Source organism: Bradyrhizobium sp. 186, from assembly GCF_023101685.1.
Classification (GTDB): Bacteria; Pseudomonadota; Alphaproteobacteria; order Rhizobiales; family Xanthobacteraceae; genus Bradyrhizobium.
Genome location: NZ_CP082164.1, coordinates 2,617,771 through 2,639,364 on the forward strand (window position 1 = coordinate 2,617,771; position 21,594 = coordinate 2,639,364).

Here is a 21,594-nt window from a genome sequence, read left to right on the forward strand (position 1 = left end):
GATAATGCTCCGCTGGGAATTGCATTCGTGCCCGAGCCGATCCTGACGCTGACAGATGCTGTAGTTGCCTTCGACGCGCTGCGTGCGGTCGACGGCGTCAGCCTGTCCGTGCCGCGCGGCCAGCGCCGCGCCATCATCGGCCCCAACGGTGCCGGCAAGACTACGCTGTTCAACGCCATCGCCGGGATTGTGCCACCGACCAGTGGCCGGATCATGTTCGATGGTCACGACATCACGAAGCTGCCGCCGCATCGCCGCGCGCAGCTCGGCATCTCCCGAACCTTCCAGATTACCAATCTGTTTCCGACGCTGAGCGTGCAGGACAACATGATCCTGGCCTTGCGCGGGTTGTCGCCGCGCAAATTTTCACTGTTCGGGAGGCCCGACACGGATTCCGTCGAAGCGCCGCGGATCGCCGCGGCTCTCGTCGCAGCCCGCATTGCGGAACGTTCCGATGTCGCAGTTAGGGAATTGTCCTATGGTGAACAACGCCAACTCGAGATAGCGCTCTCGCTTGTCACGACACCGACGATGCTGCTGCTCGACGAGCCGGCTGCCGGTCTGTCGCCGTCGGAGCGTTCAATGGTAGCGCAGATCATCCGCTCGCTGGATCGCGATATCACCGTGGTGCTGATCGAGCATGATATGGACCTCGCGCTTGGTCTCGTCGACTTCGTGACCTGCATGTTTGAAGGACGCGTTCTGGTGGAGGAAGCGCCGGAGGATATCCGTCGCAACAAGAGTGTTCAGGAAGTGTATCTCGGGAAGCCGCGTCATGCTTGAGGTCCGCGATCTGCATAGCGGCTACGGCCAGGCGGTCGTGATTCGCGGCGTTTCGCTCGACGTCGGCGCGGGCGAGATCGTCGCGCTGCTCGGCCGCAACGGCATGGGCAAGACCACCTTTATCCGCTCGATCATGGGGCTGACGCCGCCTCAGATCCGCTCAGGCTCAATCACCTGGCGCGGCGAAAATCTGGTCGGCCTGCGCCCGCACGACATCGCCGACCGCAAGATCGCGATCGTGCCGCAGGGCAGGCGGCTGTTTTCGTCGCTGACGGTGACCGAACATCTTACCATGCTGAAGAGCGTGCGCGCCAGGTACGGCTGGACGGTCGATCGTGTGTTCGGGATTTTTCCGCGTCTTGCGGAGCGGCGACACCACCGCGGCGGACAATTGTCCGGTGGCGAGCGCGGCATGCTCGCGGTCGGTCGCGCGCTGATGATCGATCCGCAACTTATCCTGATGGATGAGCCGTCCGAAGGCCTGGCGCCAGTGATGGTGCAGCATCTCGAAGGAATCATTCTTGATCTGAAGCGCGAGGGGCTGTCCATCCTGCTGGTCGAACAGAATCTCTACAGCGCATTGGCCGTCGCCGACCGGGTATACATCCTCGAGACCGGGCAGATCGTGCATCAAGGTGATGCGAAGGAACTGAGTCAGCATACCGATCTGCTATTCCAACGCCTCGGCGTGCAGTGAGAAACGTCATGAACGAAGACCGGCCGGCGCCGGCCGCGGAACTGAATTGAGTAGTGATCGCATGCCCGTTATCGATATGCACACCCATTCCATCAGCAAGCGCGTCGATCCGCTGGTCGCCGGCCATCACGATCCGATGGACAATCCCTATCGCCGCGACATGTCTCCGGAAAGCCGGGTTACCGACGCCGAACAAGGCAAGCTGTTGCCGAGGCTGATGCTCGACGTCGCAGCGCGCCGCGAGGTGATGCAGCGGATGGGCGTCGATTTTCAGATCATCGCGCCAGCACCGGCGCAGCAGCACTACTGGGCCGGTGAAGAATTGCAGGTGGCCTTGTCGCGGGTGCAGAACGAGGATGTCGCTGCATTGGTTGCCGAAGATCCCGCGCGTTTCGCCGGCATGGGTACGCTGCCGATGCGGTTTCCCGCGCGCGCTGTCGAGGAAGCCGTGCATGGGGTCGAGACGCTCGGCCTGCGCGGCTTCCAGATCGACAGCCGTGTCGAAAAGCTCGAACTGTCGAATGCGGTCTTCGACCCGCTCTATGCGCGTCTGGCGAAGCTGGGCGTGCCACTCTTCGTGCATCCGCTGGGCTTCTCGCATGGCCAGAGGCTTGGCGAATTCTTCATGGTCAACAGCGTCGGTCAGCCGATCGAGGAGACGATCGCCATTTCGCATTTCATTCTCGGCGGCGTGCTCGACCGCCATCCCGAGCTCGACCTGGTGATAGCACATGGCGGCGGCTTCTATCCGTTCTATGCCGGTCGCATGGATCACGCCTGGAAGGTACGTCCCGAGGTGAAGCGCCTGGCGGCAGAGGCTCCATCCAGTTATCTGAAGCGGTTATGGTTCGATACTTGCGTGTTTCGCACTGACCTGATCGAGGCGCTGGCAGCGATTGTTGGCACCGAGCGGCTGATGTTGGGCTCCGACTTTCCTTTCGACATGGGCGATGACGATCCGGTGGGCCTAGTGAACAGCGCGCGGTTTTCGGAGGCCGATCGAGAGAAGGTCACCTTCGGCAACGCCAGTCGCTTGTTCAAGATATCGAAAGTCGGCGCATAGGGCCTCGATCGTGCCCGCGCGGCCCGACTGGGGCTGAATTGCGATGGGATCGCAAGTCATGGTTGCGACCTGTCTCTTGTCTCAAGAGATTGTTAGCAGAACTGGCTTCCATTTTTCCAAAGCATCCCCTATTAGGGAAATTCGTCTTGGTTGATGTCGCCGAGGGAGCAACAAATTGCTTGTCAAAGGGCTGCACCACGTCGGCGTTCCCGTCCAAAATATGGACCGCGCAGTAGCGTTCTATGTCGGAATTCTAGGCCTCACGCCCTGCGAAAAAAAGCCAAACTGGCTTTTCGCAGGGGACCATTTTTCGGTTCACCTGATGCCGTCCCGCCCCGACCTGGAGCGAGTCAACCCGGGGAGGCACTTCACCCTGGAAGTCGCCCGGCTCGAAGACATCGCCGATTTGCTTTTGACGCACGGCCTGCGCCCGTATCAACTCACCGTCGATCAAGCGCGCCGGCGCGACATCACTTCGGCCGATCAACCGCTTGATTTCGGAATTGGAACCATTTTCATCGAGGATCCCGACTGCAACACCGTGGAATTCCTCCAGCGCGATCGCGGGATCACGGCTGAGATCCTCGGATCGGCAGCGTAGCCACGCCGGAAGCGGGAGAAGGATTCGGCGGCGCGAACGCTCGCGGCTCCGTCAACGAGACGTGAAACCAGCCTGATGACTAGGCGGGCCGGCCCTTCTGCGGGCGTTTCGCTTGTCCAATCGGAGGCGATGTCGACACGCCTCTCCAACAAAACAGTACGTAGCCGAAGCACGAACGACTGCTTGTGGCGCAAAGCGGACATTGAGCTCCAGGCGGATCAGTTTGACCATATTTGCTGGTGCGACCCGAAACTTACTCATCATGAATGATATTGTGGCGCCTTCCACCGCTAATGAGGTGCCGTACGTACTGCGAGGTGGCGGCATCAGCCGGGCTTGAGGGCTCAACCGCTCCGACTTGTGCAGAAGCATTAGATCATGCTTGATCATTTCGATTGCGTGATCAGCTGTGACCAAACGCGCAAGTGGGGTATCGAGTGGCATCTTTGTGCACCAACAAACTCAGATAGAAATATCGTAAGAGAATATGGAGTTAGGCAGCTGGCGGAAATGACTGGGGTATGGGTTGGGGGTCCAATCGGATCACTCAGTGGGGCCGGTCAAATAGCTTACGCTGATTCTCCGGGGCGAGGCGGACAGATCATTTGTCCAGAAGCGGGTTCTCTTGCCCTGACTGAGACGAGGATCAACCTCCCGTATGTGGCGTGCCGACTAGGAGTGGCATGTCGAGCGTGAAGCGTGAGCCTTTCGGCTCATTCGATGCTATCTTCAGTTGGCCGTTGAGTTGCCTGAGTAGGCCATTGATCAGCCTGAGGCCCAGGCTCTTGCGGGGCTGATCGATGTCGAAACCTTCCGGGAGACCGATGCCTTGGTCGGAAACTTCGACCAGGAGGCGCCCCCCAATCTCGCGGGCGGATACTTGGATTGTGCCGGCGCGATCAGGGTAGGCGTACTTGACCGCGTTGGTCACGAGTTCATTGACCAGAAGCCCCAACGGAATGGCCTGGTCGGCCGAAAGCCCCGTCCGGTCAGCATGGCAGAGTACGGTGTGTCCAGGTGTTGTTTCCTGGAGTTTGTTGCAAAGCTCGCCCATAAAGTCGGCAAGCTCGACGAAACCGATTTGCGTGCCGCGCCATAGGTGGTCATGAACTTGGGCTATGGTTGCGACTCGCGAGCCGGCGTCCGCTAGTGCACTTTGCGCGTCCTCTGACTGCGCGCTGAGCGCCTGAACGCGAAGTAGCCCAACGACAACAGCAAGACTGTTCTTGACACGGTGACTCATCTCCCGCGTTAGCAGGGCCTGATAGTCAAGCGCCTCTTGAAGCCGGGCATCGGCCTGCTGACGCTCGATAGCGATGCCGAGAAGTCCTGCGAAGCCCGCAAGGAAGTCGGCGTCCGCTCGGTCGAACTGACCGGGGTCCGGACTGTCGACCTCCAGCACACCGAACGGGCGGTTACCTTCACCGCCTCGTTCGATAAGGACGTTGATCGCGCGCCTGACGCCATGGTCGGCTAGGAGCTGAGGCGTGCGAAACCGCGTTTCTTCATGTAGATGGTTCGAGATGACCGCTTTACCAGTATGGTACGCGAAGCCAGCCGGCGATTCGACGTCGGCTCCAAGTGCGGTATTATCAGTTGCGCCCGGGGCCCAGCCGACGCCTGAGCGCACGAGAAGACGGTTTTCATCCGGTAGATATTCCAAGACCTTGGCAAAAGGCGCCTCAAGTCCTTGAGCAGAGAGTTCGGTCGCGCGCTGCAGAATTTGTCGGAAATCACGCGTCTGCAAAGCAGAGCGGCCAAACTCGCCGAGAAGAGATTGCTGACGCAGGCGGTAGGGAAGTTCGTCCCGGCTATTCGATGATACAGAAGCCCTTTTGCCGGCGAGTTGTAAGGGGCAGGTCATGCGCGATCCGTTCGTGTGGTAGTGCCGCGAGGAGCTTGTTGTCCACCCTCCGTACTGCAGCAGGCTCCGAGGATTTTGACGCCTCAGCGCATCAAGAACCACAGCAGGATAATCACCGGGATGGGAACTCCGATTAGCCAAAGAAGTACGCTACGGCCCATGATGATCCTCCTGGGTGGAGCCCCGAAACGGGCAGCGGGGTTTCTGAGATGGCTCAGGCGGCTTTCCGATTGATCGCTTGTTTTGCAAGCTGGCTGAGCAGATCATCCGTCTTCTTTTCTTCTTGCAGCGTTTTATCGAGCAGCTCTGCAACATCCCGCAGCCCAAGCTGCGAGGCCCAGGTTTTAAGTGTTCCATAGCGCGAGATCTCGTAATGCTCGACGGCCTGAGCACCAGCCAGAAGGCCGGCATCCAGAGCCTCCGACCCTTCGAAATCCTCCATTACCTCTTTGCCTTCCTCGACAATGCCGAGGACAGCATCACAGGTCTTCGTCCGCGCGGGCTTTTCGATCAATTCGAAAATCTGGACTAGACGCTCTATGTGTCCTTCTGTTTCATCGCGGTGCGTTTCAAACGCCTTCCTCAGATCTTCAGAATCAGCAGCTTTCGCCATCTTCGGCAAGGCCCGCAGGATCTGCTTTTCGGCGAAATGGATATCCTTGAGTGTTTCGTAAAATAGATCTTCGAGCGTCTTCTGAGTCTTTGGTCTGGCAGCCATTGCTCACTCCTTTGTGCTAACCCGAGTCATCCTGTCGACAGCCGAAAGTCCGCGGTGCAACGCTGGCCCGAAACACGCAACCCCATTGGCTGGTAAGCCACCCTCTCGGAGGCGGTGACGTAAGCGGTTCGCCTATCTCTCCGCGGCCGGCTCTGCGCCTGTCCGGGCTTGCCCCGAGATAACGACGGGCAATGCAATTCCACAAGTTTAGAAAATACTAGAAGAGTTGATGCTTTGAGACTGCCTCACTTCTCGCGTCGTTTCCTTTTGACGACTCTATTGCGCGTAATTCCGCGTTCGCGTCCCCAAATAATAGCCGCGCCGCGCCGATTGACTCCGAGCTTACGGTAAAGCGAGGCAACGTGATTTCGAACCGTGTTTTTCGAGAGGCTCAACGTTGCGCTCATTTGCGCGTCCGTCATACCCTCACAAATCAACCCTAAGATCTCACGCTCACGATCGGTCAGGTCGTCCAGATCTGCGGTGGAACGTGAAGCACGTGACGATTGACGAAGCGCGGCAAGCTTTTCGACAATGGTTCGACTGAGCCACGAAGTATCTTGCATGACCGCCTCAATCGCTTCGATCAGCTCTTCCTCGGATCGCTTGCGTTCTGTGATGTCAAGCATCACGCAAAGAACGCACCGCCAATCATTGATCCTCACGATTTCGGATGAGACAAGACAATCCAAGATCGTTCCATCCTTGGCTTTCATTTGAAGGTCTAGGTTGCGAATGCTTCCCGTCTCTTCCAGGGCTTTCTCGAATTGCTGCTGTGCAACCCTGTCAACCCACAGGTGTATCTCAGTCGCACCACGACCGATAACCTCCTCCTCCGTATAACCGGTGATCTGTCGAAACGCCTCGTTCACTTCAAGAATCTTGAATCCTGCAAGGTTGGCGATTGTGGCCGGCACGGGCGCGAGCCGAAAGGATGTCGCGAAACGCTCTTCGCTTTGGCGCAGCGCGGTCTCTGCCTTCTTGCGCGAATCGATATCCGCAAAGGTAAAGAGCATGCAGTTCTCGTCGTCCATCTCGATCGGCTGGCCGGCGACGATGACGAATTTTTGAGTCCTTCCAGGTAGCGGAATGTGAGCCTCCATTTGGGGAATCGTTCGGCCTTCCTTGAGGCGCTCGAGCGCTAACTGTCTTTGCTCCGCGTCGGCCAAAACATCGATATCGCTAATTGAACGGCCAATGATCTTTTCACTCGGGTACCCTGTCATCTCGGTGAAGCCTTGATTGACTTTCACGTACCGAAGGTCGGCAAGACGGCAAATGATCGCGGGAGCAGGGTTCGCGTTGAACGCTGCTTCGAACCTCTTCTCCGCCTCATACTGCTCCGTGACATCACGGGTGATCAGAATAAAGCAGTCCGGTTCACCTGACCTTTCTGTGATGACAAGGCTTCGAATTTGGTGGACCCATGCTTGATCTTGGTTTCGAACGCGGGTCACTTGGACGGTGACATCGTCGAAGCGCTCGCCGGCGATCACACGCTCGATGGGGTACTCGCCACGGCTGAGAGGATGATTGTTACGGTACCGTAGCCGGAACCGTTTTCGGTACGTTTCAACGTTCTTGCCGAGATCTGCCAGCTTATCGGCACCATGCATGGCAAGTGCCGCATCATTAGCCCAGACGATGGTCCGATCCGGATCTATGATGATTATCCCTTCGCTCACTCCAGATACGATCTGCTGCAACTGGCTGCGGTCACGACGCGGGCTGACTGGGCGCATCTGCAAGCTCCACGGTTCACGTTTGCTCGTTAGGGACGAAGCATCGCCGCCGGGCTCCTTAGGGAAAGGGTTGTTTTTACTACTTAGCTTAGTCCTTTCTTGCCAGTGACATCCAGGGTGCCGGCATCTAAATAGCCTTAATCAGGACGACGAACTCATTTTCGTCCTCCACACTTAGGGATCAAGAGGAGGCAGTTTTGCAAAGTTCAAATCGCGGACGCGAAGGCGACGCTTCTCGGAGTGAGACACGAACTCTTATCGCAGCCAGCAAGGTCGAGGGGACAGCGGTCTATAACCGTCAAGGCGAAGCTCTCGGCTCCGTCTATGACGTGATGATCGACAAGCGTTCGGGCGATGTTGCGTATGCGGTGATGTCATTCGGCGGGTTCCTGGGCATTGGAAATAGTTACCATCCGGTTCCCTGGAGCATGCTCGACTACGACGAATCCCAAAGCGGGTACGTCGTCGATGTTAACAAGGAGATGCTGGAGAAGGCGCCCATCTTTGTGCAAGGACAGGAGCCGAGCTGGGCCGATCACAGTTATGTGCGTCAGATCGACGATTATTACGGCAGCTCGCACCGCAGTCTCTGATCCGCTGTTGCTCGCCGCGCAGCCGAGGATGGCGAGCCATCGATGGTGTTCGCGCGCATCGGATTGCTGGGAACGTTGTTGATGGGCATGAGGAAAAGGAGTCCGAGCGCACGAAAAACGACCACCCCTGGATCCGAAGGAAGCGCGCGCGAAGAATCCGCGTGGTCCTATCAAAGGGGAGTTGAAGGGCCGGAGAAGAACCTATCCAAGAATCGCTCCGGTAGTTTCAATGCTGACCAAACACCCGCCCAGCTTCGAAAACGCATCGCCGAGCTTGATCTTGGGTTCCGCGAACTAGAAAGAAATCGCTTTGATTATGACCACGAAGATCGATGGTACCAAACGAAAAAGCCGTCAAAGGCGTGGAACAGGAGAAATGCGATGCCGGACAATCTCTCAAAGAAAGGCCAGCCGGACCGATCGAAGATTGCGATGAATGAGGCTTTTGAGGTCCGTCACTGGATCAAACATCTTGGAGTTTCGAAGGAAGAGCTGCAGCGCGCCGTCGACAAGGTCGGCAATTCGGCTGCGGCCGTGAAGAAAGAGCTCGAGAAATAGTGGCATCGCCATGGGCAGAATTGCCATCATGATAGGAAAGTATCGCATATTAAAAGCAGCACGTTTTTGCTTTCATCGAGGACGTATGATGCGCAACAATCGCCCTTGGATGCCGGATTACGAAAATTGAGCTGAGGAAATCGATCGTTGAATGGAGAATGCGTGCTGAACGTTGCCGACAAGCGTTGGTAACCATCGAAAAATGACCGGGTGGGTATAACTCGTGCAAAAAGCCTGGCGTCTGTTGAAGACCACGGTTACTGCATTCATCAATGACGAGGCGCTTGGAAGGGGCGCGGCAATAGCCTTTTACACGGTGACGTCAATTGCTCCGGTTCTGCTGATCGTCGTCGCGATCGCAGGCGTGGTTTTCGGGCGGGAGGCTGCGCAAAACGGAATTATTGCTCAGCTAAGTGGCCTGATCGGCCAACAAAGTGCCGAAATTCTACAGACCGCTCTCGCGAGCGCGCAGAGTAAGACCTCCGGCAAGATCGCCACCGTTGTAGGGGTGGTCATGGTTATCGTTACCGCTTCAGGCGTATTCGGTGAAATGCAAGCGGCGCTTAACGTCATCTGGAAAGCAGACCCGACGGGAACACCGATATCCCGTTTGATTAGGGCGCGCGCGGCCGGCTTAGGGCTTGTGGTCTCGTTGGGATTTCTCTTGATGGTATCGTTGGTGATAAGTGCGGGGCTGTCCGCATTTGGCGATTACCTGAACTCTGTTTTTCCGTTTGGCCAGGTCATCCTTACGATTGTGAACGCGGTGATATCTCTTCTGCTAATTTCGATCTTGTTCGCAACAATCTACAAAGTTCTGCCGGACAAACATATCGACTGGCGTGACGTGATCGTTGGAGCCATCGTGACGTCGTTCTTGTTCACCGCTGGAAAGTCGCTAATTGGCTGGTATATCGGCAGCAGCGCGGTGGCTTCTGCTTATGGTGCCGCAGGGGCGCTGATCGTCATGTTGCTCTGGGTGTATTACTCAGCTCAGATTTTTTTGCTCGGCGCTGAATTCACTAAAGCGTATTCCTACCGCGCTAAGTCTGACGATGCTTCCAGGGTTTAGCTGTTTCACTTCGCGTTTCTCCTCGCCGGTGTCTTTCCGCGCCGCAATTGGATCAACTGTGCACACCAACGGATATCGATTTGTAAGCTGTGACGTGTCAGATTCAGTTAGTACACGCGACGATGGCCGATCGATACACCATATGTTTCGGCCGGTGTCTGCAAAACCCGCAACGTGTCTCGCCCCCAATACCTTCCGCAAATCCTGGATAGCTTTGGCTTTCGGGAATGAGGGAAGCAGCGACTGCCGCCACTTTCCACCACGCTAATTTTCGACAGTAGCGAACCAAATAGATCGCCGCCGATAAGCCGGCCGGCCCGTCAGATGACGAGGCATTCAACGTCTTGGACAATCGGCGTTGATACTAGGTCAGCGTTTCCATGGTTCGAATCATATCAGGCTGCATCGGCAAGCTTATAGGACCAGGTGTGGATGACGGGATGGCGATTGACGTCGTCGATGCCGGCCATGATGCGTCCCTTGAGTGCGTGCTTTGATGTCACTCGGATGTGACGCAGGACAGAGCGGGCAAACTTGGAGAAGAAGCCCTCGATGAGGTTGAGCCAGGAGCCGTGCTTTGGCGTGAACGTGAAGCCGAAGCGGCCTGCCGGTCGGGTGTCGAGCCAGGCTCTGGTTTCCCTCGAGATGTGTGCCGAATGATTGTCGAGGATCAGCTTGATCGCGGTGCTGGCCGGATAGGCGGCATCGAGAAGCTTGAGGAATTCGATGAACTCGCGGCTGCGGTGGCGATCTCTGACGAGCGCGTGGACCTTTCCGGTGAGCAGATCTATCCCGGCCAACAGGCTGAGCGTGCCATGGCGTTTGTACTCATGATCCCGCGCAAAGGTGGCGTGGATGCCGGGCTCAGGCGGCAAATCCGGCGCCGTGGTCGCGATGGCCTGAATTCCCGGCTTCTCGTCGCAAGAGACGATCGCCACCGGTTTTCCCCGCTTCTTGGATCTGGCAGGGGCTTTTTTCAGGACATCGACTTCACGATAGACGCACAGAACCTCCGCCATCTTCTGTTCGAACGCGGCGTCGCGATTTTCAAGATAGTAGCGCACCTTGTGCGGCTTGATTGCCTCTTGGCCGAGAAGCTTGCACACCGTGCCTTGAACCAGACGGGCGAGACATTCGTGCCCCGCCGCCGGTCCGTGCTTGCGCGCATGACGGGCCAAAAGCCGCGTCGTCCACAGCTCGTGTGGATAGCCGTGCTCCTTGGCCTTGTCGCACGCCAAAGACACCAACCAGGCCTTGGCCTCAGGCGTGATCACCGGCTCCCTGCCCGGTCGCGGTCGGTCGTCGAGTGCCGCCAGTGCGCCGTACGCCACGGCTCGCTCGACGCAGCGTTGGACCGTCTGATGGTGCACGCGAAGCCGTTGTCCCACGGCAAAGAACGATGGCTGTTCGAGGTAGGCGAGCAGCATCGCTGCCCGCGACACCCGGCTCGCCGGTTCCGTCCTCGACCGCGAAAGAGCCGTCAACACTTCAGCCTCCTCATCGGTCAGCGCCAACTCGACCGCTTGCCGCCACTTCGCCATGACGCCACTCCTCGTTCAGCCAAACACAAACGAGGAATCCCGCAACAAACCATCCGTTCCATCAGTGCCAATTTCATGGAATCGGTCGTCTAGTTTGCCCTCAGCAAAGCGAGTCAATCTCAGGCCATGCCGTCCACCTTAACGGTACGTCGAGGTGTTTGGCAAAGACCGAGCCAACGTTTAGGCGCAATAGAGTCGTCAAAAGGAAACGACGCGAGAAGTGAGGCAGTCTCAAAGCACCAATTCTTCTAGTATTTTCTCAACTTGTGGAATTGCGGGGCCCGTCCTTACCTCAGGCGTATTGATTTCGGAAAGCCGGTCTTTTCCGTTCCCGGATTGGGCCGGCTAGACGATTGTGGGGGCCTTGTCGTCGCGGACGCACTTAAGCGCGAAGCATCAATGCCCGCGTAGCCGACCTACCACGGCGATGGAGGACGATTAGGCCGCGGCAAGTGTCGCTCCGGAAGCGTCGGGAACTAATGCCATCATGGAGTTCAGGCTTCAATTCAAACAGTTCGTAAGAGGATTGCGTCATGCCACAGACCGACACCCGCTCGCTGCAGCAGATCAAACGCGAAACAGAGCAAACGCGGGCCGGCCTGACCGATATCGTCGAGCAGCTCCGTACTAGCGTGGCGGAGACCGCGAGCGACATCCGCCAGCGCATCAGTCCCGACGCCATCAAGGCCGAGGTGTCCGACTACATCAAAAGTAGGGGTGAGCGGCTGCTAAACGACGTTACTGCCGCCGCCCGCAGGAATCCGATGCAGGCCGTGGCGGTCGGAGCAAGCGTCGCATATCCACTGCTGCGGCTGGCGCGAACTATACCCTTGCCGGTGCTGATGGTGGGCGCGGGCCTGTTCTTCGCCGGCTCCAAGACCGGGCAGACTGCAAAGCAGAAGGTATCCGAAGTAGTGTCCGACCTTTCGGATGAGGTCGGCCGTCGGGCCCATGATTTCGGAAATCAAGTTGAAGAGTCAGCATCCGCGGCGAAGACGTCGACCGTCTGCTTGAGCTTGCCGGTTGCCTGCGATGCGACGTCTTTCGCGGCATCGACGAAGTCCGAGGTGTGGCCCTTGATCGCTTCCGAGGAAGACCCGGCCATATCGATCGCCTTGTCCTTCAAGTCGCGCCCGGCGGAAAGTGCTTGGTCGGTCACGGTCTTTGCCGCGGTGGCGGCTTTTTCGAAGCCATGAGATGCCGTGCCCGATCCCGTTTGATCCGTGCTCCTGAATGTTTGGGAAGGCGGCATCGCAAGTCGAAGGGGTTTCCGACTCGATCAGGACGGGCAACTTTAACGACCTGCTGCGAGGCGCACAGTCGTTTGCGCGTCGGCAGCCGGCGGCGTTCCTAGGAATGGCTGTGCTGGCCGGCTTTGGCGTCGTCCGGTTTTTAAGGAGTTCAGCGGAGACTTCCGAAGGCGGTGGATCTGACTTTAGCGACGGAAACACCGTTGCGCGGAACAGTGCGAGGCAATCGAATGCAGATAACAACGGGTATCGCGATGAGTTCACAAAGTAGCCGGTCGATACCGGAGCTTTTCAGCGACGCCGTCGGACAGCTTGCCAAACTCGTTGGCAACGAGTTCGAACTCGCTCGGGTGGAGCTCTCGGAAAAGGTAAACCAGGTCGGCCGGGCTGCCGCCATGATCGGCGCGGGCGCGGTAATCCTGATACCGGCGCTGGTGCTGCTGTTGTTCGCGCTTTCGGCGGCATTGATACGGGGCGGGTTTTCTGAGCCCGTCGCCTATCTGTTCACAGGAGCAGGCGCGGCGCTAGTTTCGGGAACGTTGATAGGAATCGGATTGAGCCGGCTTTCCGGTGATGCTCTCAAGCCTTCGGTCACTCTTGATCAGGTGCAACGCGACAAGGCCGCGGCGAAGGAGATGGTACGATGAGTGATATTTCGGAAAAAGGATCGGACTTCTTTCGGGATCTGGGCAGTGCCGCGCGCAAGAATCCCTTATCCGCTGCGCTGATCGGACTGGGTGTATTCTGGCTCTTCACCGGCAGCCGACCTGTTGAACGGGCCGCGGATTTTGTCCGACGCACCGGCTTTGACCGCATTCCAGATGCGGCCGGCAATGCTTTTGAAGCCGCCCGTTCGACCTTTAGGTCCGGCGCCGGTTCGATCGGCGAGCACGTCACGTCAGCAAAGGACGCTCTGCGAGACGATGGCGCGGACGCTCTCGATAGTGCAACTCGCTTCGGACGGGATTATTCCGACGCTGCTTCCGATTATGCCAGATCTATTCCTGGTGCCGGGGCAGAGATGTTCGACACGGCCCGCTCCAACTTGACTGAGCTAATCAGGACCCGGCCATTGGCGCTGGGCGCGATCGGGCTCGCGATCGGCGCGGGCATTGCAGCCGCCCTGCCTTCGAGTGAAGTTGAAGTCGTTTACCTCGGCGATACCAGCGAGACCGTTAAAGCGAAGGCCGCCGAGTTCGCCACTGAACAAACCGCTCGCGCGACGACGCTTTCAGAAAGCGTGATGGGCAACGTCACTGAGGAAGCCCGCAAACAGGGCCTCACCGTAGAGGGAGCGAAATCGGCGGTCGGAGATTTCTCGACAAGAGTCGGCCGCGTCGTCGATGCGGCGTGCAAGGGCGTATCCGAGCGGGTGACCCCGACCAAATCATGATAGGCAAGAGCAAAAGTTTGATTTGCTCAGGCGCTGCGAACACCGCGGATAGCTTCTACCTGTCGCATCCGTTGAGGCTGCAAGTTAGGACCGTTGCGTTCGTTTGTGTGGTCGATGATGGCGCCCGCTCAGCACTGACCTCATCGATCAGGATCGGTCTGAAGGGCCGGCAGACGATGAGGTTTCGGCGGTCCCACCGATCGAGTTCCTCAAGCGGGTAGAGAACGGCCTTGCCGATTCCTAAGAAACGGCAGCACCTACTTTCGGCTCCAAGGGCTGGAGAACAAAGCCGAATGCCTTGGCACGTCTGTGCAAATTGTTGACCACTCGCGTACGGTAGCGCGTCTCGTAGGACGAGGCGCCGGGATCGACGTAGTCCATTCCGTGACGGACAGCGTTGTAGAACAGGACTGCGATCTTGCGGGCCGTCGCGGTGACTGCCTTGGCCTTGCCGATGCGGGACGACAGTCTTCTATAGAAGGCGCCGAGCGCGTCCGACGGTTACGGCAGCAAGGCGCAGAAGAGCTGCGGCCCGACCGCCGGACCGGCGCGTTCGTGACGAGAGCATTTTGCCCCCGGAGACCTTATTGCTCGGCGCCAACCCCAGCCAGGAAGTAAAATGCTTTGCACTTGGCCATGAGGTAAGGTCGTCACCGCATTCCGCGATCAGCTTCAGCGAGAGGTAAGGACCGAGGCCGTCGATGGTGGTGACGTCCTTTCCGAGCAGCCCAAACAACGACGCGCGGACGTCGAAAGCTAGAGCATTCGCTTGATCGGTTCGGTTCCGACGCCGCGAGACCGGCGGCGCTGATCCATGATCATGACCCCTATGGATAATGAGTTCCTTCAACACGGCTTCGATCTTGGCGTCGCAAGCAGATGCCTTCTCGTGGTAGGCGTCATAAAGCGCAAGTGCCTGCTCGAGCGCAAACAGATGCTCGGCGCGGTAGCTTCCGGTGAGCGCCTTCGCGATCGTCTCGGCGCTGGAGTGGCAGCTGTAATGGCGCAAGCATGCCAGCGCCTCAGGATCGCGCTGGCCAGCAAGGATCGCGCGTATGATACGCAGGCCAGTCGCACCGGTGATGTCGGCGACGACGTGGTGCAGCTGAAGATTCATCTCCGTCAAGGCCTTCTGCATATGCTGGATGTGTGAGGCCGCGTACTCCAGCAGGCGCTCGCGCTGACGCACGTAGGCTCGCAGCTCGGCAATCTGCCCTTTGGGCCGAAAGCTGGCCCGCAGCAACCCGAACGAATGGAGCCGCTGCAGCCATTGCGCATCGCTGACATCGGTCTTGCGCCCCGGTACGTGCTTGGCATCGCGCGCGTTGACAAGAACCACGGTAAATCCCAGGGCATCGAGAAGCTCGAAAATCGGAATCCAGTACACGCTGGTCGATTCCATGACGACGGTCTCGACGCCGCATTCAGTAAACCAGTCGACCAGCCGATGCAGATCGGCCGTGAAGGTACCGAAGCTGCGGACTGGCTCCGGTGCGCGATCTGCGCTCACGGCAGCCATGTGCATAGTCGCTCCGACGTCGATGGCAGCCGCGTTCGAGTACACCATTGGCATCTTACCACCGTTCCTCGACTTCGATCTTTTGGGGCTCATCTCCAATCCTCCTGCTGACGGCGGCGGAAGGGCTGGGCTGCGCTATTGGTCAGATTCCTAAACGGGATCGCCGGATGGCGTCACCACTCTCAAGTGCGCAACAACCCATGGACCAGGTTTTTTAACGGGGTCACGTGCCACCAAAATCGTATCGGCCGCTCCCTTCCGGTCGGCAATCTAGCGCCGGCCGTTTCTATCCCACAGGGGGAGCGCAGCGCCGCGCATAGTTTTTTAGAAACGAAGGTCCAACTCTCATCGAACGCCAGTTGCGCAGGGTGCCCTCGCTGATCTGGCCGCGATAACGTTCGATAACTTCACGGGACGTCAGAAACATAGGCTCGGACATATGTGCCCTCCTTGTCGTCCGGACACTTCCGGAACAAAGGGGAACGATCATATTCCGCGCTCTCATCCTAGCTCGCGGTCCGATGACAGGACACGAAGAGTTTTTCGACCAATGTCCAATGTTGAAAGGGACCTCGCAGAAACCATGTTCGGCAGGGAAGGCTTGCTACTGCTTGTTCTCAGATTGAAAGTTTGTCGACCGACCGCTCTTGGCGCGAAGCGGTCATTCGCCAAAAGGAGGCCGAGGCCGAACTTGTCGCCAAGGCCCCGATCCTCAGCGACAGAAGGGCGGGGACGGCGGAAACTGTCCCGCTCGACGAGGACCACGGCCTGCGAATATCCATCCGCGGCCATCCCGGGAGCTGGCCGGTTTCGATGATCAAGTTCGCGCAAAAGCAAGTTCTGGCGGGGGAATGATTGTCTTAAACGGCTGCTCCGCTACTGGAGCTGGCACCAATCCTCGTCACCGCAGCGTCCGCCCGATCGGTGTCATCCATTCCTGAATTCCGCTCAGCTAGGCATGCAACAGACACTCGATTGTTGTTTGAACCCGCCGGCATAACTCTGGGCCCGGGGTTGGAGCGTCGCGTCCATGAAGCAGGGGAGAATACCGAATGAGCTTATGCCTCGCGCTGCTTCTCGCCGTCGTCGCGATCAACTGATGGCAGGGCTGGAAGCCCTTCAAGTATCCGTTCCAGATACCGGGAATGTGCGGCCAACGCCTTTCAACCCTTCATAGCCAGCGCCGACGATCGAGCCGCCGAGCACCCCCTCGGCGGCTCTCACCAACAGCCGTGGATAGGCTTCAGGCCGCGTCCGCGAAGGTGTCTCCGCCCCCGATCTTGCTGATGATGGCCGTGAAGCATGGTCACTACTTCCTATGGCCGGCTCACTCGCGACCTGGCTGAGCCAACGTGCGCAAGCAAGGGAAAGCCGGCCCGCGAGATGGCGCGGCGAGACGATCTCTACAAGGAATTCATCGCCGCGGCATCGAAGGCATACGGTGAAGCCATTGTGAGCAACGAGCCGAACGTTCAGGAATTCGTAGCCCTCTACGCCATGATCAGCAGGATGCGGCTCCAGTCGCCGCCGCCAACCGTCGCGTGCGCCGAGAAGGTCATGCGCGCAACAATCGACACTTACTTTGCACCTGGCAAGACGATTCGCGAATTGCATGAATCGGCGCAGAGGGGATCTGGAATCGATCTGCTCAAGGACTTCAGCGAAGTCGCGCGCGAGGAGTTGCGGGCATTCACAACGCTGTAACGGCGTTCCTGGCCGAACTTTCCACGCCCTCGAAGCGCTCAGAGCTTCGTAAATGGATTCTTGAGCAAGCTCTTGCCCGGCTTCGAGCGGGCGCAGCGGATCATGTCAATGAGGGCGCGCAGCGTGGCCGGAACCTGGCGGTGCCCGGGATAATACAGGAACAGTCCTTCAACGGTCGGCGACCAGTCCTCCAGCACCCGGACCAGCTGCCCCGAGCGCAGAAACGGCTCGGCGAGCGCTTCGATGGTGTATGCGATGCCCAGCCCGTCAACCGCTGCACGAACTGCGAGGCCGGGGTCGTCGACCATCACCCGCCCGTCCACGGAAAGCCGGCGCGACTGGCGATTGCGCTCGAACGGCCATACGAAAACGGTGCCGTCACCCGCCCTGCGAAATTGAATGCAGCTGTGCTGGGCGAGATCGTCGGGCGCGCGTGGCGGCCGCCGACGCGTAAAGTAAGCCGGCGCACCAACGATCGCCACCTTCATTGGCCCCATCACCCGAACCGCAATCATATCGGCCGGCGCCCGCTCGCGCGGCCCAATCCCGGCGTCGAATCCCTTCGCTACGAGGTCGATCGGCGCCTCGCCCACCGCGAGTTCCAGATGGACTTCCGGGTACGTCGACAGGAAGCGTTCCCAGATCGGTGCGATGACCGCCGCCGCGGCCAGGTGCAGCGCATAGATCCGCAGCCGCCCCATGGGGCGCTGCCGCGTCTCGTTCAATCCTTCGATCGCACCGGCGATCTGATCGATCGCCGGCCGCAGTTGCTCGAGCAGCCGCAAGCCGGCATCGGTCACCGATACGCTGCGCGTCGTGCGATTGAGTAACCGCACCCCGAGACGGTCCTCCAGCTGCCGCATCGAATGACTGAGCGCCGATGGCGTAACACCGAGCTGCGATGCCGCGGCTCGAAAGCTTAGGCGGTCGGCGACAGCGACGAACGCTGTCAGATCGACCAGATTGCCGCGATCCATTGCTGAATTCCTCTCAACACCGAATGCAGTAAATATGGGATTTTCATTTGCAGCATTCGTCAACATTCTGAGCAGCACTGGAACCGGATCATCCCGCCCCAAAAATTACAGACTTCCCAAATGCGTGATGAGGAGCTTGCAGCGCTGGAAAGATACGATGTCAAGCTTATCATAAGCAAGCTTACGAATGGAACCGCCGTGGAATCGAATGCGCCGACACTTGGATTTCTGCTCCACGAGGTCGCGCGATTGCTGCGGAGACGCTTTGAGCAGAACGCGCGAGACTCCGGCTTGACGCGGTCGCAGTGGCAGGTGCTGGCCTATCTGGCGAACAACGAGGGCATCAACCAATGCGGCTTGGCTGACCTGTTGGAAATCGAACCGATCACGCTTGGCCGCATCATCGACAAGCTTCAGACGCGGGGTTTGATCGAGCGGCGTCCGGATCCGTCCGACCGGCGGGCCTGGCTGCTTCACCTGACGTCCGCCGCCCGTCCGAAACTGTCGCAGCTACGCAGGCTCGGCGAGGTCACCCGCGGGGAAGCGCTGGCCGAAGTTCCGGAAGCCGACACCGAGCGCTTGTTGAAGACACTGCAGACTCTGAAAGCAAATCTGACGGACGCTTGCGATGCGCAGGTTGCGGAATCAAAGAGAGTAAACCATGGCTAATCTGAAAGGGATCAATCCCGCCAATGCCGGGGATGCAAACGCGCGCGCCGTCGAGGCGAACGTTCATCGGCTCGACCGCAATCCGTCGATTGCAAACGAACGGCCTGGCACGGCGGAAGCAGAGATGCCGCGCCCGGAAGCTCGCAAGCCCGAAGCCATGCCGCCCGGAGAACCGCACGGCCGCCAGGTCGCGGCGCCCGCCCCGGCGCCCAGGAAATCAATGCGGCGCCCGCTGATGTTTGCGCTGCTGCCGGTGGCGCTTGTCGTGGGCGGCTACTTTTATGTGACCGGCGGCGCCGTAATGTCGACGGATAATGCGTACGTCCAGGCCGACATGGTCGGGTTGTCGACCGACGTGGCCGGCATCGTCACGCAAGTTTTGGCTCACGACAATCAAAAGGTTGCCAAGGGCGACATCCTGTTCAAGCTGGACCCTTTGCAGTTTCAACTGGCGCTAGACCGCGCCGAGGCTCAGATCGGAAATACCCGCAACGATCTCGTCGCGCTTCAGTCCAGCTACCGCAACATGCAGGCCCAGGTCGAGCAGGCGCAGAAAGATGTCGACTTCAACATGGTCAACTTCCAGCGCCAGGAGCAATTGATCGCCAACAACTTTACTCCAAAGGCAACCTACGATGCCGCGCGCAACACCCTGCAAGGGTCGCAGCAAAAGCTCGCCTCGCTGCAACAACAGCTGACCGGCATCGCCGCCAACCTGAATGGCGACCCCGATGCGCCGATCGAAAGCCATCCCAAATACAGGGATGCGGTGGCGGCGCGAGACGAGGCGGCGCGCCAGCTTGCGCACACAGTGGTCCACGCGCCTTTTGCGGGCATTGTGACCAACGTGCCATCGTTACAGCCCGGCCAATACCTAGCCGCCGCCGCGACCGCGTTCAACATTGTCTCGGCCGATCGCGTCTGGGTTCAGGCCAGCCCGAAGGAAACCGAACTGACCTACGTCAAGGCTGGGCAGAAGGCGTTGGTCGAGGTTGACAGCTATCCGGGCCAGCAATGGACCGGCACCGTCGACAGCATCAGCCCAGCATCGGCATCGAGCTTTTCGTTGCTGCCGGCGGAGAATACCAGCGGTAACTGGGTCAAGGTCGTGCAGCGGATACCGATGCGTGTCAGCGTCACCAATGCGCCCGGGAAGCCACCGCTGCGCGTCGGCATGAGCGTGGAGGTGAATGTCGACACCGGACGCGCCCGCGGATTTCCCGGTTTCATAACCGATCTCTTTGGATCGGGGGGCTGAAATGGCTGATGCCGCAGCAATTACTCCGCAGCCGATCAACCGGGCCGCGGTTACGTTGTGTGTCATCCTCGCCGTCATCATGCAGGCGCTGGATACGACGATCGCCAACGTCGCGCTGCCCTATATGCAGGGCAGCGTGTCGGCGAGCGCGGATCAGATCAACTGGGTGCTGACCTCCTATATCGTGGCCGCGGCCATCATGACCCCGCCATCGGGGTTTCTTGCCAACAGGTTCGGCCGCAAGCGGGTGCTGATGGCGGCCGTCGTCGGTTTCGTGGTTGCATCCGTGCTGTGCGGAATTGCGCAATCGCTGGTCGAAATCGTGGCGTTCCGGTTGCTGCAGGGGTTCTTCGGCGCGGCGCTCGTTCCGCTCGGCCAGTCCGTTCTGCTTGACATTTATACGGTCGAAGAACGCGGGTCTGCCATGGCCGTGTTCGGAGTGTCGGTGATGGTGGGGCCGGTGCTGGGGCCGGTGATCGGCGGCTGGTTGACCGACCATTATAGCTGGCGATGGGTATTCTACATCAACGTGCCGTTGGGCGTGCTCGCGTTCGCTGGCATATCGTTCTTTCTGAGGGAGACCAAGACCAGCGCGGCAGCGAAGCTTGACTGGCTCGGATTTGGCAGCTTGAGCCTCGCCATTGCCGCCATGCAGGTGTTTCTGGACCGGGGCGCGCAACTCGACTGGTTCTCTTCCTTTGAAATTTTGATCGAGGCGGTCGTCTGCGCATCGGCGCTTTACATCTTCCTTGTCCACACCTTTACGGCGAAAAACTCCTTCGTGAATCCGAAGCTGTTTCTCGATCGAAATTTCTCGGTCGGCGTGCTGTTCATCTTCATCGTTGGGATAACCTATCTCGCTTCCCTGGCGTTGTTGACACCCTATTTGCAGACGCTGATGGGTTATCCCGTGGTGACCGCAGGGATCGTCATGGGCCCGCGCGGTATCGGCACGATGGCTTGCATGTTCCTGGTCGGCCGCCTGATCGGCCGGATCGATATTAGGTTGCTGCTCATGACCGGACTGCTGCTGACGGCCTGGGCCATGTACGACATGACCGGATGGAATCCGAACGTCTCGCAGTGGACGATCGCAGTGACCGGATTCATCCAGGGGGCAGGACTTGGCTTCCTTTTTGTCCCGTTAACGACCGTTACGTTCGCCACGCTCCCGGCCGAGCAGCGCGCCGACGGTACGGGTCTCTACAACCTGTCGCGCAATGTAGGTTCCAGCGTCGGAATATCGGTGGTCTCCTATCTGCTGACCAGAAACAATCAGGTCAATCACGCGACCATCGCAGGCCATGTCACGGCCTTCAATCACGCCTTCGACAACGGCATTGTGCGGCAAGCCATGAGTCCCTGGACCGCAAGCGGACGCGCGGCGCTCGATCAAGTCATCCAAACGCAGGCTTCCATCATCAGCTACATCAACGATTTCAAGTTGATGATGATCCTCTCGCTTGCCGCGATCCCTCTTGTCCTGCTGCTGCGTAGCGCGCCGTCCGCGGAAGGCGACGACCATGCAATGGTGATGGAATGAAAGGCGTTTGCCCTCCAGGGGTCGCTGGAGCCGTCCAAGTCTGAAGGAG

Annotated in this window: 20 protein-coding genes and 3 pseudogenes; 16 read left to right on the forward strand and 7 right to left on the reverse strand. The window is 58.9% G+C overall.

The window, feature by feature from the left end:
• Window positions 1-27: 27 nt before the first annotated feature.
• The 4 genes from IVB18_RS12215 to IVB18_RS12230 all read left to right on the forward strand — a co-directional run bounded on the left by IVB18_RS12215 (window position 28) and on the right by IVB18_RS12230 (window position 3,144).
• Entirely contained in the window at window positions 28-783 is a 756-nt protein-coding gene (locus IVB18_RS12215; protein WP_247989391.1) for an ABC transporter ATP-binding protein, read from the forward strand.
• Complete coding sequence (locus tag IVB18_RS12220) at window positions 776-1,480, forward strand: ABC transporter ATP-binding protein (protein WP_247989392.1); 705 nt, start codon at window positions 776-778, stop codon at window positions 1,478-1,480. Before IVB18_RS12215 ends, IVB18_RS12220 begins: the two co-directional genes overlap by 8 nt.
• A gap of 61 nt (window positions 1,481-1,541) precedes the next feature.
• Window positions 1,542-2,543 (forward strand): amidohydrolase family protein, encoded by a 1,002-nt coding sequence (locus IVB18_RS12225; RefSeq protein WP_247989393.1) that lies wholly within the window; start codon window positions 1,542-1,544, stop codon window positions 2,541-2,543.
• A gap of 175 nt (window positions 2,544-2,718) precedes the next feature.
• Window positions 2,719-3,144, forward strand: coding sequence for a VOC family protein (locus IVB18_RS12230; protein ID WP_247989394.1), 426 nt, complete (start codon window positions 2,719-2,721; stop codon window positions 3,142-3,144).
• A 646-nt stretch (window positions 3,145-3,790) separates the two neighbouring features.
• Here the strand turns inward: IVB18_RS12230 and IVB18_RS12235 are convergent.
• The 3 genes from IVB18_RS12235 to IVB18_RS12245 all read right to left on the reverse strand — a co-directional run bounded on the left by IVB18_RS12235 (window position 3,791) and on the right by IVB18_RS12245 (window position 7,468).
• The gene (locus IVB18_RS12235; RefSeq protein ID WP_247989395.1) at window positions 3,791-5,008 is read right to left on the reverse strand and encodes a histidine kinase dimerization/phosphoacceptor domain -containing protein; all 1,218 of its coding nucleotides are present in this window, start codon (window positions 5,006-5,008) and stop codon (window positions 3,791-3,793) included.
• Window positions 5,009-5,222: 214 nt separating this feature from the next.
• A complete protein-coding gene (locus tag IVB18_RS12240; protein ID WP_247989396.1) occupies window positions 5,223-5,726 on the reverse strand; it encodes a ferritin-like domain-containing protein in 504 nt (167 codons plus the stop codon).
• Between the two features lie 245 nt (window positions 5,727-5,971).
• Complete coding sequence (locus tag IVB18_RS12245) at window positions 5,972-7,468, reverse strand: PAS domain S-box protein (RefSeq protein ID WP_247989397.1); 1,497 nt, start codon at window positions 7,466-7,468, stop codon at window positions 5,972-5,974.
• A 197-nt stretch (window positions 7,469-7,665) separates the two neighbouring features.
• Here IVB18_RS12245 and IVB18_RS12250 point away from each other — a divergent pair, with 197 nt between their 5' ends.
• The 3 genes from IVB18_RS12250 (at window position 7,666) to IVB18_RS12260 (ending at window position 9,691) form a co-directional block, all read left to right on the forward strand.
• Entirely contained in the window at window positions 7,666-8,061 is a 396-nt protein-coding gene (locus tag IVB18_RS12250) for a PRC-barrel domain-containing protein (RefSeq protein WP_247989398.1), read from the forward strand.
• Window positions 8,062-8,442: 381 nt separating this feature from the next.
• The gene (locus tag IVB18_RS12255) at window positions 8,443-8,619 is read left to right on the forward strand and encodes a DUF3606 domain-containing protein (protein WP_247991615.1); all 177 of its coding nucleotides are present in this window, start codon (window positions 8,443-8,445) and stop codon (window positions 8,617-8,619) included.
• Window positions 8,620-8,842: 223 nt separating this feature from the next.
• Window positions 8,843-9,691, forward strand: a complete 849-nt coding sequence (locus IVB18_RS12260) for a YihY/virulence factor BrkB family protein (protein WP_247989399.1) — start codon at window positions 8,843-8,845, stop codon at window positions 9,689-9,691.
• 395 nt (window positions 9,692-10,086) lie between these two features.
• Here the strand turns inward: IVB18_RS12260 and IVB18_RS12265 are convergent, their stop codons facing one another.
• The gene (locus IVB18_RS12265) at window positions 10,087-11,232 is read right to left on the reverse strand and encodes an IS630 family transposase (protein ID WP_247989400.1); all 1,146 of its coding nucleotides are present in this window, start codon (window positions 11,230-11,232) and stop codon (window positions 10,087-10,089) included.
• A gap of 533 nt (window positions 11,233-11,765) precedes the next feature.
• On the opposite strand from IVB18_RS12265, the gene IVB18_RS12270 reads away from it, so the two are divergent.
• The 4 genes and pseudogenes from IVB18_RS12270 (at window position 11,766) to IVB18_RS12285 (ending at window position 13,875) form a co-directional block, all read left to right on the forward strand.
• The gene (locus IVB18_RS12270; RefSeq protein ID WP_247989401.1) at window positions 11,766-12,428 is read left to right on the forward strand and encodes a hypothetical protein; all 663 of its coding nucleotides are present in this window, start codon (window positions 11,766-11,768) and stop codon (window positions 12,426-12,428) included.
• A 46-nt stretch (window positions 12,429-12,474) separates the two neighbouring features.
• Window positions 12,475-12,753: pseudogene (locus IVB18_RS12275) on the forward strand (YtxH domain-containing protein); the annotation flags it as partial.
• The gene (locus IVB18_RS12280) at window positions 12,713-13,129 is read left to right on the forward strand and encodes a phage holin family protein (protein WP_346732623.1); all 417 of its coding nucleotides are present in this window, start codon (window positions 12,713-12,715) and stop codon (window positions 13,127-13,129) included. The pseudogene IVB18_RS12275 and the gene IVB18_RS12280, both read left to right, overlap by 41 nt.
• Window positions 13,126-13,875, forward strand: coding sequence for a hypothetical protein (locus IVB18_RS12285; RefSeq protein WP_247989402.1), 750 nt, complete (start codon window positions 13,126-13,128; stop codon window positions 13,873-13,875). Before IVB18_RS12280 ends, IVB18_RS12285 begins: the two co-directional genes overlap by 4 nt.
• Window positions 13,876-14,115: 240 nt before the next feature.
• Here the strand turns inward: IVB18_RS12285 and IVB18_RS12290 are convergent.
• Both IVB18_RS12290 and IVB18_RS12295 read right to left on the reverse strand, forming a co-directional pair.
• A pseudogene (locus tag IVB18_RS12290) lies at window positions 14,116-15,487 on the reverse strand (IS110 family transposase).
• A 229-nt stretch (window positions 15,488-15,716) separates the two neighbouring features.
• Window positions 15,717-15,833: pseudogene (locus tag IVB18_RS12295) on the reverse strand (DNA-binding protein); the annotation flags it as partial.
• Window positions 15,834-16,024: 191 nt separating this feature from the next.
• Here IVB18_RS12295 and IVB18_RS12300 point away from each other — a divergent pair.
• Together IVB18_RS12300 and IVB18_RS12305 are read left to right on the forward strand one after the other, a co-directional pair.
• Window positions 16,025-16,249 carry a PRC-barrel domain containing protein gene (locus tag IVB18_RS12300; RefSeq protein ID WP_247989403.1) on the forward strand — a complete coding sequence of 75 codons (225 nt, stop codon included), beginning with the start codon at window positions 16,025-16,027 and terminating at the stop codon, window positions 16,247-16,249.
• A 528-nt stretch (window positions 16,250-16,777) separates the two neighbouring features.
• Window positions 16,778-17,098 carry a hypothetical protein gene (locus tag IVB18_RS12305; protein WP_247989404.1) on the forward strand — a complete coding sequence of 107 codons (321 nt, stop codon included), beginning with the start codon at window positions 16,778-16,780 and terminating at the stop codon, window positions 17,096-17,098.
• A gap of 38 nt (window positions 17,099-17,136) precedes the next feature.
• Here the strand turns inward: IVB18_RS12305 and IVB18_RS12310 are convergent, their stop codons facing one another.
• Complete coding sequence (locus IVB18_RS12310; RefSeq protein ID WP_247989405.1) at window positions 17,137-18,075, reverse strand: LysR family transcriptional regulator; 939 nt, start codon at window positions 18,073-18,075, stop codon at window positions 17,137-17,139.
• A gap of 198 nt (window positions 18,076-18,273) precedes the next feature.
• Between IVB18_RS12310 and IVB18_RS12315 the strand changes: the two genes are divergently transcribed.
• The 3 genes from IVB18_RS12315 to IVB18_RS12325 all read left to right on the forward strand — a co-directional run bounded on the left by IVB18_RS12315 (window position 18,274) and on the right by IVB18_RS12325 (window position 21,545).
• Complete coding sequence (locus IVB18_RS12315; protein WP_247991617.1) at window positions 18,274-18,744, forward strand: MarR family transcriptional regulator; 471 nt, start codon at window positions 18,274-18,276, stop codon at window positions 18,742-18,744.
• A gap of 124 nt (window positions 18,745-18,868) precedes the next feature.
• Entirely contained in the window at window positions 18,869-20,002 is a 1,134-nt protein-coding gene (locus IVB18_RS12320; RefSeq protein WP_247989406.1) for an HlyD family secretion protein, read from the forward strand.
• Window position 20,003: 1 nt separating this feature from the next.
• A complete protein-coding gene (locus IVB18_RS12325; RefSeq protein WP_247989407.1) occupies window positions 20,004-21,545 on the forward strand; it encodes a DHA2 family efflux MFS transporter permease subunit in 1,542 nt (513 codons plus the stop codon).
• Window positions 21,546-21,594: the final 49 nt, after the last annotated feature.